The sequence below is a fragment of the Streptomyces sp. CA-179760 genome (genome assembly GCF_050937045.1).
GTDB lineage: Bacteria > Actinomycetota > Actinomycetes > Streptomycetales > Streptomycetaceae > Streptomyces.
Map to the genome: position 1 here is coordinate 2384856 of NZ_JBNJLZ010000001.1, position 18219 is coordinate 2403074.

Annotated in this window: 17 protein-coding genes; 11 read left to right on the forward strand and 6 right to left on the reverse strand. The window is 70.4% G+C overall.

The features are described from left to right. The first annotated feature begins 161 nt into the window (after positions 1-161). From ACQEV8_RS10665 to ACQEV8_RS10675, 3 genes are all read left to right on the forward strand, one after another. Positions 162-1109, forward strand: coding sequence for a hypothetical protein (locus tag ACQEV8_RS10665; protein ID WP_432959310.1), 948 nt, complete (start codon positions 162-164; stop codon positions 1107-1109). A 170-nt stretch (positions 1110-1279) separates the two neighbouring features. Continuing rightward, positions 1280-2359, forward strand: a complete 1080-nt coding sequence (locus ACQEV8_RS10670) for a LacI family DNA-binding transcriptional regulator (protein ID WP_432959312.1) — start codon at positions 1280-1282, stop codon at positions 2357-2359. After that, positions 2356-3264 (forward strand): carbohydrate kinase family protein, encoded by a 909-nt coding sequence (locus ACQEV8_RS10675; RefSeq protein ID WP_432959314.1) that lies wholly within the window; start codon positions 2356-2358, stop codon positions 3262-3264. Before ACQEV8_RS10670 ends, ACQEV8_RS10675 begins: the two co-directional genes overlap by 4 nt. A gap of 6 nt (positions 3265-3270) precedes the next feature. Here ACQEV8_RS10675 and ACQEV8_RS10680 read toward each other — a convergent pair whose 3' ends face one another. Continuing rightward, the gene (locus tag ACQEV8_RS10680) at positions 3271-4134 is read right to left on the reverse strand and encodes a helix-turn-helix domain-containing protein (RefSeq protein ID WP_432959316.1); all 864 of its coding nucleotides are present in this window, start codon (positions 4132-4134) and stop codon (positions 3271-3273) included. A 101-nt stretch (positions 4135-4235) separates the two neighbouring features. On the opposite strand from ACQEV8_RS10680, the gene ACQEV8_RS10685 reads away from it, so the two are divergent. Then, positions 4236-4799: a YceI family protein gene (locus ACQEV8_RS10685; protein WP_432959318.1), complete on the forward strand. Its 564-nt coding sequence runs from the start codon at positions 4236-4238 to the stop codon at positions 4797-4799. 85 nt (positions 4800-4884) lie between these two features. Here the strand turns inward: ACQEV8_RS10685 and uvrA are convergent, their stop codons facing one another. Next, complete coding sequence (uvrA, locus tag ACQEV8_RS10690; RefSeq protein WP_432959320.1) at positions 4885-7890, reverse strand: excinuclease ABC subunit UvrA; 3006 nt, start codon at positions 7888-7890, stop codon at positions 4885-4887. 222 nt (positions 7891-8112) lie between these two features. Between uvrA and ACQEV8_RS10695 the strand changes: the two genes are divergently transcribed. From ACQEV8_RS10695 to ACQEV8_RS10715, 5 genes are all read left to right on the forward strand, one after another. Further along, positions 8113-8802, forward strand: coding sequence for a maleylpyruvate isomerase family mycothiol-dependent enzyme (locus ACQEV8_RS10695; RefSeq protein ID WP_432959322.1), 690 nt, complete (start codon positions 8113-8115; stop codon positions 8800-8802). Between the two features lie 35 nt (positions 8803-8837). Further along, positions 8838-9494, forward strand: coding sequence for an MBL fold metallo-hydrolase (locus ACQEV8_RS10700; RefSeq protein WP_432959324.1), 657 nt, complete (start codon positions 8838-8840; stop codon positions 9492-9494). Between the two features lie 305 nt (positions 9495-9799). Then, entirely contained in the window at positions 9800-10669 is an 870-nt protein-coding gene (locus ACQEV8_RS10705) for an ABC transporter substrate-binding protein (protein ID WP_432959325.1), read from the forward strand. Next, on the forward strand, positions 10666-11571 hold the full coding sequence (locus ACQEV8_RS10710; RefSeq protein WP_432959327.1) for an amino acid ABC transporter permease: 906 nt from the start codon (positions 10666-10668) through the stop codon (positions 11569-11571). The genes ACQEV8_RS10705 and ACQEV8_RS10710 overlap by 4 nt, the downstream gene beginning before the upstream one ends. Beyond that, the gene (locus tag ACQEV8_RS10715; protein ID WP_432959328.1) at positions 11568-12320 is read left to right on the forward strand and encodes an amino acid ABC transporter ATP-binding protein; all 753 of its coding nucleotides are present in this window, start codon (positions 11568-11570) and stop codon (positions 12318-12320) included. The genes ACQEV8_RS10710 and ACQEV8_RS10715 overlap by 4 nt, the downstream gene beginning before the upstream one ends. 85 nt (positions 12321-12405) lie before the next feature. Here the strand turns inward: ACQEV8_RS10715 and aroQ are convergent, their stop codons facing one another. Next, positions 12406-12879 carry a type II 3-dehydroquinate dehydratase gene (gene aroQ / locus ACQEV8_RS10720; protein ID WP_432959330.1) on the reverse strand — a complete coding sequence of 158 codons (474 nt, stop codon included), beginning with the start codon at positions 12877-12879 and terminating at the stop codon, positions 12406-12408. Between the two features lie 103 nt (positions 12880-12982). Between aroQ and ACQEV8_RS10725 the strand changes: the two genes are divergently transcribed. Further along, the gene (locus tag ACQEV8_RS10725; RefSeq protein WP_432959332.1) at positions 12983-14029 is read left to right on the forward strand and encodes a S66 family peptidase; all 1047 of its coding nucleotides are present in this window, start codon (positions 12983-12985) and stop codon (positions 14027-14029) included. A 93-nt stretch (positions 14030-14122) separates the two neighbouring features. Then, entirely contained in the window at positions 14123-15421 is a 1299-nt protein-coding gene (locus ACQEV8_RS10730) for an MFS transporter (RefSeq protein WP_432959334.1), read from the forward strand. Here the strand turns inward: ACQEV8_RS10730 and ACQEV8_RS10735 are convergent. The 3 genes from ACQEV8_RS10735 to ACQEV8_RS10745 form a co-directional block, all read right to left on the reverse strand. Next, entirely contained in the window at positions 15411-16511 is a 1101-nt protein-coding gene (locus ACQEV8_RS10735; RefSeq protein ID WP_432959336.1) for a calcium:proton antiporter, read from the reverse strand. The genes ACQEV8_RS10730 and ACQEV8_RS10735 overlap by 11 nt on opposite strands. Before the next feature lie 63 nt (positions 16512-16574). Continuing rightward, positions 16575-16877 (reverse strand): hypothetical protein, encoded by a 303-nt coding sequence (locus ACQEV8_RS10740; RefSeq protein WP_432959338.1) that lies wholly within the window; start codon positions 16875-16877, stop codon positions 16575-16577. 130 nt (positions 16878-17007) lie between these two features. Continuing rightward, the gene (locus ACQEV8_RS10745; protein WP_432959340.1) at positions 17008-18009 is read right to left on the reverse strand and encodes a TerC/Alx family metal homeostasis membrane protein; all 1002 of its coding nucleotides are present in this window, start codon (positions 18007-18009) and stop codon (positions 17008-17010) included. Positions 18010-18219: the final 210 nt, after the last annotated feature.

Here is an 18219-nt window from a genome sequence, read left to right on the forward strand (position 1 = left end):
CGTCAGCCACGAACGCCCGGGGTGTACGCCGCCCCGGGCGTTCGTATGTCCGGCGGGGTGTACATCACTGTCCGGCTTCAGGTGTTGTCGGGACCAGGTCAACACGCTTCAATGCGGTGGAACTCGGGGCAGCCGTTGCCGACTCACAGAGAGGCCCCTGCATGCCGCACGCCACACAGCACGCGGACGTCGCCAGCGCGGACCTGGACTCGGCCCTGCGAGGTGGCCCCTTCCACGTCGCCCTGCGTGCGGCGATCGCGGCCCGCGGGCTGCCGCTGCAACGCGTGCAGCACCATCTGTCCCGCCACGGCGTGAAGGTCGGTGTCACGAGCCTGAGTTACTGGCAGCAGGGGGCCAGGCGTCCGCAGCGCCCCGAGTCGCTGCGAGCCGTCCGTGCACTGGAAGAGATCCTGGAGCTTCCCGAGGAGTCGCTGATCAGGCTGCTCGCCGAGTCCGACGCCGGCGCGTCCGGGCAGCGGTCCGCGGCCCGGTCGTATCGATCCCTCGTGGAGGCCTCCGGGGCCCTGGACCAGTTGCTGGCCGAGCTGGACTGTCCGCCGGACGGGGGCCTGCACACCCTCGGGCACCACGAGCGGCTGCGGATCGGGGCGCGGCGCGAGCTGGCCGAGCGCGAGTCGCACCACATCGTGCGCGCCCACCGGGACGGCATCGACCGCTTCGTCGCCGTCCACCACGGCGACCGGGGAGCTGTGCCCGAGCGCATGAGGGTGCATGCCCTGGAGAACTGCCGTACGGGTCGCGTCCGTTGGCACCGCGACACCGGCATGCTCGCCGCCGAGCTGCTCTTCGACATCCGGCTGCGGGCCGGGGACACGTTCCTGTTCCGCTACGGCGTCGAGGACGGGACGGCGGACGAGGCGCGCGAGTACGTCCGCGGTTTCGACGTCCCCGGCGGCCAGTACGCGCTCCAGGTGTGCTTCGACACGGCGGCCGTCCCGGTGCGCTGCCACCGGTTCGCGCAGCACTCGGCTGCGGCGCCGCGCAGTGGGTGCCAGGACCTGGCACTGAGCGGACGGCACCGGTCAGTGCATGTGGTCGAGCCACGGGTGCGGGCCGGGTTTCTGGGGATCGGCTGGGACTGGGAGTAGGCGTCACGACGCGGGACCGGGTTCGGCGGCGGCCTGTGGACGCGGTCTCGGGCTCAGTCCTGGGCTCGGTCCTGGGCTCGGTCGGACGTAAACGCTTGCGCAAGCGTTTACGTCCGCCGATGGATGCGATACGTTCCCCGCCGGGACACCGGGAGCGGAGGAGGAACGGCATGGCGACCATGGCCGACGTCGCACGGAGCGCCGGTGTCTCCGTGGCGACCGTCTCGCACGTGCTGAACGGCACCCGGCCGGTGCTGCCGCGCACCCGCCAGGCGGTCCTGGACGCCGTGGAGGAGCTGGGCTACACAACGAACACGCTGGCCCGCTCCCTGGTGACGTCCCGCACCCGTTCCATCGGGCTGGCGGTTTCGGCGATCAGCAACCCGTACTTCACGGAGATCCTCCAGGGCGTCGAGGCCAGTGCCCTGGAGCACGGCTACAGCCTGCTGATCGCCGATCCGCACGACGACCCGGAGCACGAGCGCAAGGTCGTCCAGCTGCTGCACGAGCGCCGGGTGGACGGCATGATCGTCGCGCCCTCGGCGGATCCGCGCGGGCTGCTCGCCTACCTGGAGCGGCACGACGTACCGGCGGTGTTCCTCGACCGGCTGGTGGGCGCCCCGGCGGACGACGGTGATCCGCGTTTCGACCAGGTGTGCGCCGACAACGCCGAACCGACGTCCCTGCTGGTCACTCATCTCGCCGGCCTCGGCCACCGGCGGATCGGGCTGGTGGCCGGACGGCCCGGGTTCAGCACCACGAGCGAGCGGATCGCCGGCTACCGGACCGGTCTCGCCTTCGCGGGACTGCCGTACGACGAACGGCTCCTCGTGCACGGCGACTCGGAGTCGGCCGGTGGCGAAGGGGCAGCCGCGGCCCTGCTGTCGCTCGCTGTGCCGCCCACCGCGATGGTCACCGGCAACAACGCCATGACCATCGGGGCCCTGCGTGCCCTGCGTGCCCGCGGCCTGTCCGTGCCGGGCGACATCGCGCTGTGCTGCTTCGACGACTTCGCCTGGGCGGATCTGTTCTCACCCCGGCTCACCGCGATCGCACAGCCCAGCAAGGACATCGGCGCCCAGGCCGTACACGTGCTCCTGGAGCGTCTCGCCGAGCCGGACCGGCCGGCGCGGACGGTGCGGCTCCCCTCCGCCTTCGTCCATCGCACCTCCTGCGGCTGCCCCGAGGAGTCCGGGCAGTCGGTCCGGTTCGAGCAGTCCGCACAGCCCGAGAAAGGAACCGTCGCATGATCGTCGTCGCCGGTGAGGCACTGATCGACCTGGTACCGCGGGGCGCGGGTGCCCTGGCGGCGCTGCAGCCGGCGCTCGGCGGCGGCCCGTACAACACGGCCGTGGCACTGGGCCGCCTAGGCTCCCCCGCCGCCTTCTGCTCCCGGGTGTCGTCCGACGCCTTCGGGGAAGCTTTGCTGGACCGGCTGCGCGAGACCGGCGTCGACGTGTCGTCGGTGCAGCGCGGTGCCGAGCCGACGACCCTCGCCGTCGCCACGGTCGGTGTGGACGGCTCGGCGGCGTACTCCTTCTATGTGGACGGGACGGCGGACCGGCTGTTCGCAGCGCCCTCCGCACTGCCGTCGGGCACCCGTGCGGTCTCCTTCGGCACCTGCTCGCTGGTGCTGGAGCCGGGGGCGAGCGCGTACGAGGAACTGATGCGTTCGGCCGCCGCGCAGGGAGTGTTCACCGCGCTGGACCCCAACATCAGGGCGGGGCTGATCCCGGACGCGGACGCCTACCGGGCGCGGTTCAAGAGCTGGCTGCCGGCGGTGTCGCTGCTGAAGCTGTCCGCCGAGGACGCCCAGTGGCTGGGCGGCACGCCCCAGGACTGGCTGGCGGCCGGCCCCGTAGCGGTCGTGATCACCCGGGGCGGCGACGGGCTGACCGTCTTCACCGCCGACGGCGGCGAGTACTCCGTACCGGGCGAGCGGGTGGAGGTCGTGGACACGATCGGCGCGGGCGACACGGTCAACGCGGCGCTGCTGCACGGGCTCGCGGTACGCGACGCCCTCAGCGAGCCGGCCCTGGCCGCACTGGGGTCCGACGGCTGGACGGAACTGCTGGGCTTCGCGGCCCGCGCCGCGGCGGTCACCTGCTCACGGGCGGGTGCGGAACCGCCGTACGCGCACGAGCTGGACGGCTGAGTCCGCTCAGCCGGCCTCTCCCACGGCCCGCAGCGCGCCGGGGCGGCGGCCGTCGAGGCGGTCCAGGGCGGCGGCCGTGGCATCGTCGGCGGGCAGCTGAACGATCACACGCAGGCCTTCTTCGGGCAGCACGAGCGTCTCGTGCACCAGTCGCAGCGATCCGGCCTCCGGGTGCTCGATCTGCTGGGAACCCGTCCGCCGCGGCGCCACGGCCAGGTCGGCGAACCGGTCGGCGAAGTCCGCCCCCGCCGTCACCGTCAGCTCGTCGGCCAGCTCGGCGACGTAGGGGTCCCGGAGCGGGGCCCCGTGCCGGAGCCGGGCGACGAGGTCGTCGGCCACCCGGTCCCAGTCGCGGTATGCGTCGCGGGCACGCTCGTCGGTGAACAGGTACCGGAGCAGGTTGGGCCGCTCGTCGTCGAGCAGGCCGAGGGGGCCGGCCAGCCGCTCGTACCCCGCGGTGTGGGCGAGGATGTCGCCGATCCAGTTGACCACCAGCGCGGGGGTCGGCTCCAGTCGATCGAGCACCGACCGGACGGTGGGGCGCACCGAGTAGCCCAGCGACGGGGCCGCCGCGCAGACCAGCGGGTCGCCGCCGTCCGCCTCCTTGGTCAGGCGGCGGAGCAGCATCCGGTCGCTGAGCGACAGCTGCAGGGCGTCGGCGAGGGCACCGAGCACCTGGGCGGAGGGGTTGCGGTCGCGTCCCTGTTCCAGCCGGGTGAGGTACTCGACGCTGATGTCGGCGAGCGTGGCCAGTTCGGCGCGTCGCAGGCCCGGGGTGCGGCGCCGGGGCCCCGTGGGCAGACCGGCCTCGGCGGGGCTGACGGCTTCACGCCAGGTGCGCAGGTACGTGCCCAACTCGTTGTCGCTCACCCGCCGAACGTACAACGCGCGCGGGCGCGGATCGTGGCCCTGCCACTACCAGGCTCAGGACGGTCTCCCTCCTGGGCCACCCGGCCCTCAGGGTGGAGCACATGACGAATGACATCGCCGCCGCCGCTTCCGCCACCGCCCTGCCGCTGACTCCGGGGAACTGGGCCCTGGACCCGTTCCACTCCTCCGTGAACTTCACCATCCGTCACCTGGGCATCGCCAAGGTGCGGGGACGCTTCGAGCGGCTGGAGGCCGAACTGTCCGTCGGGGAACGGGTCGAGGACGTGCGGGTCTCCGCGACCGTCGACCTGGCCTCGATCGACACCGGCAACGCCGATCGGGACGCGCATGTACGCGCCTCCGACCTGCTCGACGTCGAGAAGCGCCCGACGATGACATACCGCTCGACGCGGGTGTCGGGTGAGGGTGAGGACTGGACGATGGAGGGTGAGCTGACGATCGGCGGAATGACCCGGCCGGTGACGCTGGCCGTGGAGTTCGGCGGGCTGGTCGAGGTGCCCATGGACGGCAGCCGGCATGCCGGGTTCGAGGCGACGGGCGAGATCCGGCGCAGCGAGTTCGGGCTCGACTTCGCTCCGGGGCTGCTCGGGGAAGTGGTGAAGATCCAGCTCGATATGCAGTTCGTGGAGCCGAAGAACGACTGAACGGCTTGAGGACAGCCAAGGCGCCGTGCCCCGCGGGAGATCGTCACCGATGATCCCGTGGGCGCACAGCGCCTCGGCTCGGTCCTCAGCTCTTGCTGGTCCGCGTCGTCTTCTTCGCGGCGGTCTTCGTCGCAGTCTTCTTCGACCTGGCCTGCGCCGGGACCGTCTTCGCCGCCGCCGCCTTCTTCGCCGCCGTCGTCTTCGCCGCCGCCTTGCGCGGTGCCCGCACCGAGGACGCGTCGCTGATGCGGTCGGCGCCCAGGACCTCCTGGAGGAACTTGCCGGTGTGGCTGGTCGGGACCGCGGCGACCTCCTCGGGCGTGCCCTCCGCGACGACCAGGCCGCCGCCGGCTCCGCCCTCGGGCCCCATGTCGACGATCCAGTCGGCCGTCTTGATCACGTCGAGGTTGTGCTCGATGACGATGACCGTGTTGCCCTTGTCGACCAGTCCGGACAGGACCGTCAGCAGCTTGCTGATGTCCTCGAAGTGCAGACCGGTGGTCGGCTCGTCCAGGACGTAGACCGTGCGGCCGGTGGAGCGGCGCTGGAGCTCGCTGGCGAGCTTGACGCGCTGGGCCTCACCGCCGGACAGGGTGGTCGCGGACTGGCCGAGCCGGACGTAGCCGAGGCCGACGTCCTTCAGGGTCTTCATATGGCGGGAGATCGCGGGGACCGCCTCGAAGAACTCCGTGGCCTCCTCGATCGGCATGTTCAGGACGTCGGCAATGGACTTGCCCTTGTAGTGGACCTCCAGGGTCTCCCGGTTGTACCGGGCGCCGTGGCAGACCTCGCACGGGACGTACACGTCCGGGAGGAAGTTCATCTCGATCTTGATGGTGCCGTCGCCCGAGCAGTTCTCGCAGCGGCCGCCCTTGACGTTGAAGGAGAAGCGGCCGGGCAGGTAGCCGCGGACCTTCGCCTCGGTGGTCTCGGCGAACAGCTTGCGGATGTGGTCGAAGACGCCGGTGTAGGTGGCCGGGTTGGAACGCGGGGTGCGGCCGATGGGCGACTGGTCGACGTGCACGACCTTGTCGACGAGGTCGTCGCCGTCCACGCGCGTGTGCCGCCCGGGCACGCTCCGGGCGCCGTTGAGCTCGCGGGCCAGGTGCGTGTACAGGATGTCGTTGACCAGGGTCGACTTGCCGGAGCCGGACACGCCGGTGACAGCGGTGAGCACGCCCAGCGGGAAGGACACGTCGATGTCCTGGAGGTTGTTCTCCCGGGCACCGTGCACCGTGAGCTGCCGGGACGGGTCCAGCGGGCGCCGGATGTCGGGCAGCGGGATGGCCTTCTTGCCGGACAGATACTGACCGGTCTGCGACTCGGCGTTGGCGAGCAGTTCCTTCAGGGAGCCGCTGTGCACGACCTTGCCGCCGTGCTCGCCGGCGCCGGGGCCGATGTCGACGATCCAGTCGGCGGTCTTGATGGTGTCCTCGTCGTGCTCGACGACGATGAGCGTGTTGCCCATGTCGCGCAGCCGGACCAGGGTCTCGATCAGGCGGTGGTTGTCACGCTGGTGCAGACCGATGGACGGCTCGTCGAGGACGTACAGGACGCCGACCAGGCCGGAGCCGATCTGGGTCGCCAGGCGGATGCGCTGGGCCTCGCCGCCGGAGAGGGTGCCGGCCGCGCGGTTCAGCGAGAGGTAGTCCAGGCCGACGTCGACCAGGAACCGCAGCCGTTCGTTGACCTCCTTCAGCACGCGCTCGGCGATCTTCTTGTCGCGGGCGGTGAGCTTCAGCTCGCCCAGGAAGTCCGCGCAGTCGCTGATCGACATCGCGGAGACCTCGGCAATGGACTTGTCCATGATCGTGACCGCGAGGACGATCGGCTTCAGACGCGTGCCCTCACAGGTGGGGCAGGGCACCTCGCGCATGTAGCCCTCGAAGCGCTCACGGCTGGAGTCGCTCTCGGCCTCGCTGTGCCGGCGCTTCACGAAGGGGATGGCGCCCTCGAAGGCCGTGGTGTACCGGCGCTCGCGCCCGTAGCGATTGCGGTAACGGACCTCGACCTGGGTCTTGTGGCCGTGGAGCAGGGCCTTCTTGGCGCGCTGCGGCAGGCCCCCGAAGGGGATGTCCGTGCGGAAGCCCAGCGCGTCGGCGAGCGCGCCGATCAGGCGGCCGAAGTAGTCCTTGGTGTGGCCGTGCGACCAGGGGTGGATCGCGCCCTCGTCGAGGCTCTTGTCCTCGTCCGGGACGATCAGCTCCGCGTCGACCTCCATGCGCGTGCCGATGCCGGAGCAGTCCGGGCAGGCGCCGAAGGGCGAGTTGAAGGAGAAGGAGCGGGGCTCGAGCTCCTCGAAGGAGAGGTCGTCGTACGGGCAGTACAGGTGCTCGGAGTACATGCGCTCGCGCTCGGGGTCGTCCTCGGGGAGGTCGACGAAGTCGAGCACGACCATGCCGCCGGACAGGCCGAGGGCGGTCTCCACGGAGTCGGTGAGGCGGCGCTTGGCGCCCTCCTTGACCGTGAGGCGGTCGACGACCACCTCGATGGTGTGCTTCTCCTGCTTCTTCAGCGTGGGCGGGTTCGACAGCTGGATCGTCTCGCCGTCGACGCGTGCGCGGGAGTAGCCCTTGGTCTGGAGCTCGGCGAAGAGATCGACGAACTCGCCCTTGCGCTCGCGCACCAGCGGCGACAGCACCTGGAAGCGGCTGCCCTCCGGCAGCTCCAGGACCTTGTCGACGATGGCCTGCGGCGACTGGCGCGAGATCGGGCGGCGGCATTCGGGACAGTGCGGCTTGCCGATGCGCGCGAAGAGCAGACGCAGGTAGTCGTAGACCTCGGTGATGGTGCCGACCGTGGAGCGCGGGTTGCGCGAGGTCGACTTCTGGTCGATGGAGACGGCCGGGGAGAGGCCCTCGATGAAGTCGACGTCCGGCTTGTCCATCTGGCCGAGGAACTGGCGGGCGTACGAGGAGAGCGACTCCACGTAGCGCCGCTGTCCCTCGGCGAAGATGGTGTCGAAGGCCAGCGAGGACTTGCCCGACCCCGACAGGCCCGTGAAGACGATGAGCGAGTCGCGCGGGAGGTCGAGCGAGACGTTCTTGAGGTTGTGCTCGCGCGCTCCACGAACGATGAGACGGTCGGCCACGCCGGTCCGCACCTTTCTTGAGAGAAGTGACAGGGGCGGGGCCCCCGTCTTTCTCAGACTAGGGGGAGCCACTGACAACGCCGGTCGGATTCACGGGTTGCCAACAAACCCCGGCTCTCCAGCATGCCCGACGCCACGTCCGACCATATAGCACGCGCTTTCGATTTACGGCACTGCTTCACCACCTTCACCCGAAGGAGTGGCGGAGCTAGGGTCAGCACCATGATTGATCACGCTCATGACCTGGCGTCTGTACGTGACGCGACGGAGCGGCTGCTGACCGCAGTCGGCAAACTGGACAACGCGTCTGTGACGGAGCCGTCACGGCTGCCCGGCTGGAGCCGCGGCCACGTCCTCGCCCACCTCGCCCGGAACGCGGACGCCCTCGTGAACGTGCTCGAAGGGCGGCCCATGTACGTCTCCGGCGAGGCCCGGGACGCCGACATCGAGCGGGACGCCCCGCGCGCCCTCGATGTCCAGCTCGCCGACCTGCGCGAGAGCGCGGCCCGCTTCCAGGAGACCGCGGCCGCTCCGGCGGACTGGTCGCGCACGGTGGAGCTGCGGGGCGGGGTCACGGACTCCGCGTCCCGGGTGCCGTTCCGGCGCTGGGTGGAGGTGGAGCTGCATCACGTGGACCTGGGGATCGGCTACGAGCTGGAGGATCTGCCGGCCGAGTTCGCCGAGCGGGAGATCGTCTTCCTGGCCGACCGGTTCGCCGGGCATCCCGACGTACCGCCCACGCGCCTCACGGACGGCACGCGCGCGTGGAGCACGGGACGGGAGGCGGGTGACGACCCCGAGCTGACCGTCACCGGCCCCCCGGCCGATCTGCTGGGCTGGCTCGCCGGCCGCCGTGCCGGATCCGCCCTGGAGGTGGCCGACGGCCCACTTCCGGCGCTGCCCCCGCTCTAGGACCCGGGCCGCTCCCCCGCTATAGGCTGGCGGACATGACGTACAGCGGAGAGGTGACGGTCGGCGGGCCCGCCGACGTGCACGAGCTCAAGGACCTGATGATCACCAAGATCGCGGTCGGTCCGATGAACAACAACGCCTATCTGCTGCGCTGCCGGGCCACGGACGAGCAGTTGCTGATCGACGCCGCGAACGAGGCGGACACACTGCTCGGCATGATCGGTGGCGACGGCATCGCGTCCGTCGTCACCACCCATCAGCACGGCGACCACTGGCAGGCGCTCGCCGAGGTCGTGGCGGCCACCGGCGCCCGCACGTACGCGGGCCGGGACGACGCCGACGGCATCCCCGTACGGACCGACGTGCCGGTCGACGACGGCGACACCATCCGGGTGGGGCGCGTGGAACTCACCGCGCGCCACCTGGTCGGGCACACGCCCGGCTCGATCGCCCTCGTCTACGACGACCCGCACGGGCATCCCCATGTGTTCACCGGGGACTGCCTGTTCCCCGGTGGTGTGGGCAACACCCACAAGGACCCCAAGGCGTTCGCCAGCCTTCTCCACGATGTCGAGACCAGGATCTTCGACGTCCTCCCGGACGAGACATGGGTCTACCCGGGGCACGGCAACGACACGACGCTGGGCACGGAACGCCCGCAGCTTCCGGAGTGGCACGCGCGCGGGTGGTGAAAAGCGGGTGGTGAGAAGCCGAACCGGGGCACGAGTTCGCAGCAACAAGCCGCGTACGCGCCCCGTGTGAACGCTTCACACACGCCGGTGTCGTGCGCGCGCTCCCGGTGCGCATAGTTGCGCAGTCAACTGGTGGGAGCCCCGCGCAGGATGACGGCTCCTGGGCGGATGGGTCGCCGGCCTGTCGATCCCCGCCCTCGGCCGGCGGCCCCGGCTGTTCACGAGATTGCAACACCCGTTCCCACCATGCGGAACATGTCGCCGTGACCTCGACAATCGGGTCCGCCGGCTGCCAATCTCCCGCCATGCATCCTGCCCCGCGCGCCCTGTGCCGCGCTGCCGCCGTCGTCGCCCTTCTCGCCGCCGTGAGCTGTGCTCCGCAGCCGGAGGCATCGGACCGGCCGTCGGCGTCCGGCGGAGACACCTGCGAGAAGGGCAAGCTGGCCACCGAGAACTCGGGCAAGCTGACCATCGCCACCGACGAACCCGCCTACGAGCCCTGGTTCAAGGACGACGACCCCGCCAGTGGCAAGGGCTTCGAGTCGGCGGTCGCGTACGCCGTCGCCGGGCAACTCGGGTACGGCAAGGACAAGGTCTCCTGGCAGACCGTCCCCTTCAACAAGGCCTTCGCTCCCGGCGAGAAGACCTTCGACTTCGACATCAACCAGGTCTCCGTCAGCGAGGAGCGCAGAAAGGCCGTGGACTTCTCGTCCGGCTACTACGACGTACGCCAGGCCGTCGTCGCGCTGAAGGGCTCCAAGGCCGCGAAGGCGAAGAGCATCGCGGACCTGAAGGAGGTGAAGCTGGGCGCCCAGGTCGGCACCACCAGCCTCGACTACATCGACGACGTGGTGAAGCCGGAGCAGGCTGCGGCCGTATTCGGCAAGAACGACCAGGCCAAGTCCGCACTGAAGAACGGCCAGGTCGGCGCCATCGTCGTGGACCTGCCCACCGCCTTCTACATCACCGGGGCCGAGATCACCGACGCCACGATCGTCGGCCAGTTCGAGAACCAGGGCGGTACGCCGGAGCAGTTCGGCCTCGTGCTCGACAAGGGCAGCGCACTCACCCCCTGCGTCTCGCGGGCCGTGGACGCGCTGCGCGAGGACGGCACGCTCGCGAAGCTCGAGCAGCGGTGGCTGTCGGACGCCGTCGACGCGCCGGTGCTCAAGTGACGGTGGACAAGGCACAGGCCGCGGAGGGCTCCGCCGAGCACGAGGAGCGGGACGGCGGCTACGTCCCCTCGCAGCGGCGCCTGGACCGCGAGCGCTACCAGCGCGCCCGCGCGCGGCGTGCCACCGCGATCGGCGCGCTCTCGACCCTCGTCACCGGAGCGGTCCTCTACCTGGTCGTCGTCAACGCGCCGGGCTGGCCGCGCACCAAGGAGACCTTCTTCGACTGGGGGTACGCGCGCGAGGCGTTCCCGAAGGTCCTCGAAGGGCTGTGGCTGAACGTCCGGCTGCTGCTGATCTGCGGCGCCGCGGTGCTCGTCCTCGGCATGCTGATCGCCGTCGCGCGGACTCTGCGCGGCCCGGTGTTCTTCCCGCTGCGCGCCCTGGCCGCCGCCTACACGGACTTCTTCCGGGGGCTGCCGCTCATCATCAACCTGATGATCGTGGTCCTCGGCGTCCCGGCGCTGCGGCTCCAGGGGGTGACCGTCGACCCGGTCCTCCTCGGCGGCACCGCGCTCACCCTGACGTACTCGGCGTACGTCGCCGAGGTCTTCCGCGCCGGCATCGAGTCCGTGCATCCCTCGCAGCGCGCCGCGGCCCGCTCGCTCGGGCTCAGCAACCGGCAGGCGCTGCGCCACGTGGTGCTGCCCCAGGCCGTGCGCCGCCAGGTGCCGCCGCTGCTGAACGACCTGGTGTCGCTGCAGAAGGACACCGGGCTGGTCTCGATCGGCGGTGCGGTGGACGCCGTACGGGCCGCCGACATCATCGTCGGCCGCAGCCTCAACTACACGCCGTACATCGTCGCGGGGCTGGTCTTCGTCGCGCTGACCATCCCCATGACCCGCTTCACGGACTGGGTGACGGCACGGATGGACCGCCGGCGGGCCCAGGGAGGAACCACATGAGCGAGACGCCTGTGCTGCGCATGGAGTCCGTCCGCAAGACCTTCGGCGGCTCGGTCGTCCTGCGGGACGTCGACCTGGAGGTGGCCCCGCACACGGTCACCGCGCTGATCGGCGCCTCGGGCTCCGGCAAGTCCACGCTGCTGCGGTGCGCGAACCTGCTGGAGGAGATCGACGACGGGGCGATCTGGCTGGACGGTGAGGAGATCACCGACCCGCGCGTCGACCAGGACGCCGTGCGCCGCCGGATCGGCGTGGTCTTCCAGTCGTACAACCTCTTCCCGCACATGACGGTGCTGGAGAACATCACGCTCGCTCCGCGCCGGGTGCACGGCCTGCCCCGCGCCGAGGCCGAGGAACGCGCGCGTGAGCTGCTGGAGCGGCTGGGGCTGGGCGGGAAGGCGGGCGAGTACCCGGACCGGCTGAGCGGCGGCCAGCAGCAGCGGGTGGCGATCGTGCGCGCCCTGGCCGTACGCCCCCGGCTGCTGCTGCTCGACGAGATCACCGCCGCCCTCGATCCCGAGCTGGTGGGCGAGGTCCTCACCGTCGTCCGCGACCTGAAGGGCGAAGGCATGACCATGGTGCTGGCCACGCACGAGATGGGCTTCGCGCGGGAGGTCGCCGACCAGGTGTGCTTCCTGGAGGGCGGCGTGGTGCTGGAACGCGGCACCGCCGAGCAGGTCTTCGGGGAACCGCGGCAGGAGCGCACCCGGCGCTTCCTGCGGCGGATCGTGGAGGCGGGCCGGCTGTAGTCGGGGCGAGGCGGGCGCGGCGAGGATGCTGTAAGGGGCGCCCGCCATGGCCGTCGGGGCTTACATCGCGCATCGCGGGCAGGGTCTAAGTGTCCGCCTGCCCCGCCCCCGCCAGCGCCGCGACGCGCTCCACCCCGAACACGTAGCCCTGTACGCCGCAGCCCGCGATGACCCCGTCGGCGCGCAGCGAGACGTAGGAGTGGTGCCGGAACGACTCGCGCTTGTGGATGTTGGAGATGTGGACCTCCAACACCGGCAGGCCGTCACAGGTGTTGAGGGCGTCCAGGATGGCGACGGAGGTGTGCGAGTAGGCACCCGGGTTGATCACGATGCCGCAGTGGTTCAACCGCGCCTCGTGGATCCAGTCCACCAGCTCGCCCTCGTGGTTGGACTGGCGGAGGTCGACCGTACCGCCGTGGGCGGCCGCCGCCTTGGCGCACAGGGCCTCCACGTCGGCGAGCGTGTCGGAGCCGTAGATCTCCGGCTGACGCTGGCCGAGCAGGTTCAGGTTGGGGCCGTTGAGGATCATGATCGGGGCGTTGGCCAGGGTGCGGGGCACGGTTCCTCCGGTCCGTTCAGGGTCGGGCGGCCCGTGACGGACCGCTGCTCGGACCCGGTTTATCACGGTGCGCCGACAGCGCGCCGGGCCGTAGCCTCCCGGCATGACGAGCCTCTCCTACCCGCCCAAGCCGTCTCCCGGTGACCGCATCGCCGTGATCTCTCCCTCCTCCGGCTTGCCGGGGCTCCTCCCGCTCCCCTACGAGCTGGGGCTGGAGCGGCTGCGCAAGGAGTACAGGCTGGAGCCGGTCGAGTACCCGGCGACGCGCAAGATGGGCTCGACTCCCCGGGAACGGGCCGACGACATCCACGCCGCCTTCTCCGACCCGGACATCAAGGCGGTCATCGCTTCGATCGGCGGGGACGACCAGATCACCGTGCTGCCGCTGCTGGACCGGGAGTTGATCCGGGCGACCCCGAAGCCTTTCTTCGGAATGAGCGACAACACCAACCTGCTCGCCTTCCTGCACAACACCGGCATCGTCGGCTACCACGGCGGGAGCGTCATGTGCGAGCTGGGCCGTCCTGGTGCCATGCACCCGCAGACCGCCGAGTCCCTGCGGGCGGCGTTGTTCAGCTCCGGCCCGTACGAGCTGAAGCCCGCCGAGCGGTGGCGTGACGTCGACCGGGACTGGGCGGATCCGGCGACCTTCGACGCCGAGCCGGAGACCCGGCCCGGGACCGGCTGGACCTGGGTCAACGCCGACCGGGTGGTGGAGGGCCGCAGTTGGGGCGGCTGCCTGGAGATCCTCGGCTGGCTGCTGATGGCCGACCGCGAGATCGCGCAGGACCTGTCCACGTACGAGGGCGGGGTGCTGCTGCTGGAGACCTCGGAGGACATGCCGAGCGCGACGGAGGTCTTCAGCACACTGCGCAACATGGGCGAGCGCGGGCTGCTCCAGCGCTTCTCGGCGCTGCTGATGGGCCGCCCGAAAGCCTGGTCCTTCGAACGCCCCAACGCCCCGGAGGAGGCTGCTCGTTACGCCTCAGACCAGCGTGAGGCGGTGCTGCGCGCCATGCGGGCCTACGCGCCCGACACCACGATCGTCTTCGACGTGGACTTCGGGCACACCGATCCGCAACTGGTGATCCCGTACGGGGGCGTGGTGCGCGTGGACGGACCGGACCAGCGCATCACGGTCACCTACTGAAGGCCCCCGAGCCCCCGCGCACCCCCGTAACCGGCCGTCACCGTGGGTAGTTGACGCGGCATGCACGACGTACGCACCGTAAGGGCACCCTCCATGCCGCGTCTCGCGGCCGCCTCGCTCGCCGGCACGGCCATCGAGTTCTACGACTTCTTCGTCTACGGGACCGCGGCGGCCCTCATCCTGGGGCCGCTGTTCTTCCCGACCTTCTCGCCGGTGGCGGGGACGCTGGCCGCCTTCGCCACGTTCGGCGTGGGCTTCGTGGCGCGGCCGCTGGGGTCGGTGCTGTTCGGGCACATCGGCGACCGGCGCGGACGACGCCCGGTCCTCGTCGCCTCCCTGCTGCTCACCGGCGCCTCCACGGTCGCGGTCGGCTGTGTGCCCACGTACGACACGATCGGCGTGCTCGCTCCCCTGCTGCTCCTGGTGCTGCGCTTCCTGCAAGGCCTGGGGCTCGGCGGGGAGTGGGGCGGGGCGGTGCTCCTCACGGTGGAGCACGCGCCCGCCGATCGGCGCGGGCTGTGGTCGAGCTTCCCGCAGGTCGGGCCCGCCCTGGGGTTCCTGCTCGCCAACGGTGTGGTGCTGGGGCTGTCGGCGACGCTGTCCGAGGCGCAGTTCGCCGCGTGGGGGTGGCGGGTGCCGTTCTGGGCGGCGGGGGTGCTGGCGATCGTGGGGCTGTGGCTGCGCTCGTCGCTAGCCGAGAGCCCCAGCTTCCTCGAACTCGACGACCACGCACGCGTGCCCATCGCCGAGGTCGTGCGCGACCACTGGCGTCTCCTCCTGCTGACCGGCGGAGCGCTCGCGATCGGCTACGCGATCTTCTACGCGGTGACGACCTGGTCCCTCGCCTACGGGACGGAACGGCTCGGCGTGAGCCGCAGCGTCATGCTGACCTGCATCATGGGCGCGGTGGTGGTGAAGGGCGCGCTCACGCCGCTGGTGGCGATGCTCGGGGACCGCTACGGCCGCCGGCCCATGTGCCTGGCCGGGTGCGCGGCGGCCGCCCTGTGGATGTTCCCGATGGTCGCGCTCCTCGCCACCGGCACGCCGCTGCCGATGTTCCTGGGCTTCCTCGGGGCGATGCTCTCGTTCATCACGATGTTCGCCGTGATCGCCGCGTATCTGCCGGAGCTGTACGAGCCGCGGGTGCGCTGCACCGGCGCCGCCGTCGGCTACAACCTCGGCGGTGTCCTCGGAGGCGCGCTCACGCCGATCGTGGCGACGGCGCTCGCCGAGCAGGGCGGGCGGGTGCCCTGGGGCGTGGCCGCCTATCTGACGGCGATCGCGCTGTTCAGCCTGGGGTGCTTCGCGCTGCTGCCGGAGACGCGCCCGGCGGGGGCGAAGGCGAAGGTTGAAGCGGAGGCGGGGACTGGAGCTGAGGCGCCTACGGGTTGATCGCCAGTTCCAGGTACGCCGCGAACAGCACCAGATGGACCCCGCCCTGGAGCGGTGTGGCCCGGCCCGGGACCACCGTCAGGGAGGCCACCACCACGGTCAGGGCGAGCAGCACCATGTGTGTGGCGCCGAGGCCGAGCACGAGCGGGCCGGACAGCCACACGGACGCGAGGGCGACGGCGGGGATGGTCAGGCCGATGCTGGCCATGGCCGAGCCGAGGGCGAGGTTCAGGCTGGTCTGCACCCGGTCGCGGCGTGCGGAGCGCAGCGCGGCGATGGTCTCCGGGAGCAGTACGAGCAGCGCGATGATCACGCCGACCACGGCGTGGTGCAGCCCGGCGGCCTCCACCCCGGACTCGATGGTGGGCGAGACGCCCTTGGCCAGGCCGACCACACCGATCAGTGCCAGGCCCAGCAGTCCCAGGCTGATCTGGGCGGTGCGGGCGGTCGGCGCCGCGGCGTGCTCCTCGGCGGTGATCACGTCGCCCTGCCGGGTGATCGGCAGGAAGTAGTCCCGGTGCCGCACGGTCTGCGTCGCGACGAAGAGGCCGTACAGAATCAGCGAGGAGAGCGCCGCGAAGGTCAGCTGGACGGTGGAGAACTCCGGGCCCGGCTTGCTCGTGGTGAATGTCGGCAGCACCAGGCTGAGCGTGGCCAGGGTCGCGACAGTCGCGAGTGCCGCGCCGGTGCCTTCGGGGTTGAAGACGGCCGTGCCGTGCCGCAGTGAGGCGACCAGGAGGCACAGGCCGACGATGCCGTTGCAGGTGATCATCACGGCTGCGAAGACCGTGTCGCGGGCCAGTGTCGCGCTCTTGTCCCCGCCGTCGACCATCAGGGTGACGATGAGGGCGACCTCGATGATCGTGACGGCGACGGCGAGAACGAGGGAGCCGAACGGCTCACCGACCCGGTGCGCCACCACCTCGGCGTGGTGGACGGCGGACAGAACGGCTCCCGCCAGGACCAGGGTCACCAGCGCGACGACAGCGGCGGGCAGATCGCGCCCCCAGGTGAGGACCAGCAGCACGGCCGCGAGCACCGGCACCAGGGTCGTCCACTGTGCCGTGAGCGGCCTGCGCCGAGCGATCATGCAGTGATCGTCGCAGAGGTGCTCGGGCCCCGCACTCCGGTCGCGCGGTGCCCGAGCCGGGGGCTACTTGAGCTCGCTCGCGTCCAGGAGGTCGCAGTTGGTGTAGACCCGCTCGCCGATGCAGAGCGCGCCCAGTCGTTCCGCCATCCTGCTGGTCTCGGGGTCTTCGCTGTTGCGCATGGCCTCGTCGAACGACTCGAACTCGATCAGCGCCAGATAGCGGCGGGGGTTGTCGCGGTCCTTCAGGAGCGTGCGGTGGCTGGGGCCGCCCGTCCGGCCGGCGAAGCGCCGCTCCGCGTCCTCGAAAATCTGTTCCATCTCGTCCAAGCGCTCGGTCTCGAAGTCGATGATCTGCACGAACTTCATGGCACCTCCAGCCGGCCACGGCGCCCCCGGACCGGGGAACACGCTCAGAAAACAAGCAAGCACCGGGACCGGCAGTCGGCAATTCGCCGACCACCGGTCCCGGTGATGTTTGTTCCTATGTCCGACGCGGTCAGACGTCGATGCTGTCCTTCGGAGCGCTTCCGCCGTCCACCTGCGCCGCCTCGGCCGCCGCCTGCTTCTTGGAAGCCCGCAGGCTGGTGATCGTGGTGACGATCAGGACGGCACAGATCACGCCGAGCGAGACCGGAATGCTGATCTCGGGGACGTGCACCCCGGACTCGTGCAGCGCGTGCAGCACCAGCTTCACGCCGATGAAGCCCAGGATGATCGACAGGCCGTAGCTCAGGTGGACCAGCTTCTTCAGCAGGCCGCCTATGAGGAAGTACAGCTGCCGCAGGCCCATCAGGGCGAACGCGTTGGCCGTGAAGACGATGTACGGGTCCTGCGTCAGGCCGAAGATCGCGGGGATGGAGTCGAGGGCGAACAGGACATCGGTCGTGCCGATCGCGAGCATCACGACCAGCATCGGGGTCATGACCCGCTTGCCGTTCTCCTCGATCCACAGCTTGGTGCCGTGGTACCGGTCCGCCACGCCGAAGCGGCGCTCGGCGGCCTTGAGGAGCTTGTTCTCCTCGAACTCCTCGTCCTCCTCGTCGGCCCGGGCCTCCTGGATGAGCTTCCAGGCGGTGTAGATGAGGAAGGCGCCGAAGATGTAGAACACCCAGGCGAAGCTGGCGAGGATCGCCGCGCCGGCGGCGATGAAGATGGCCCGCAGGACCAGGGCGATGAGGACACCGATCAGGAGAACACGCTGCTGGTACTGCGAGGGCACCGCGAACTTCGCCATGATCAGGACGAAGACGAAGAGGTTGTCGACGCTCAGCGACTTCTCGGTGATGAAGCCGGCGAAGAACTCACCGGCGGGCTGGCCGCCGCCGAACACCAGCAGACCGAGGCCGAAGAGTGCCGCGAGCACGATCCAGACGATCGTCCAGATCCCGGCTTCCTTGATCGATACGTCGTGCGGTTTGCGGCCGATGAAGAAGTCGACCGCGATCAGGGCGGCGAGGCCCACGATCGTCAGGACCCATAGGGTCACGGAAACATCCACTGCGCCTCCGGCAGTCGTTAACGGCAAATGTCAGCGTCGTCGCTGCCGGAGGTCTCTTCCACCCAAGGATGGGCCGACGCCCCGGGATCTGGCCTGATCCGTATTGACGGGTACGCCGCAGCAGACAGGGAGTACTCCCCTCCGTGCCGATAACAGTACAACAATCACCAAGAAAAGGTAAAGCGCTTGGCAAAAGAACGATCAAAATCG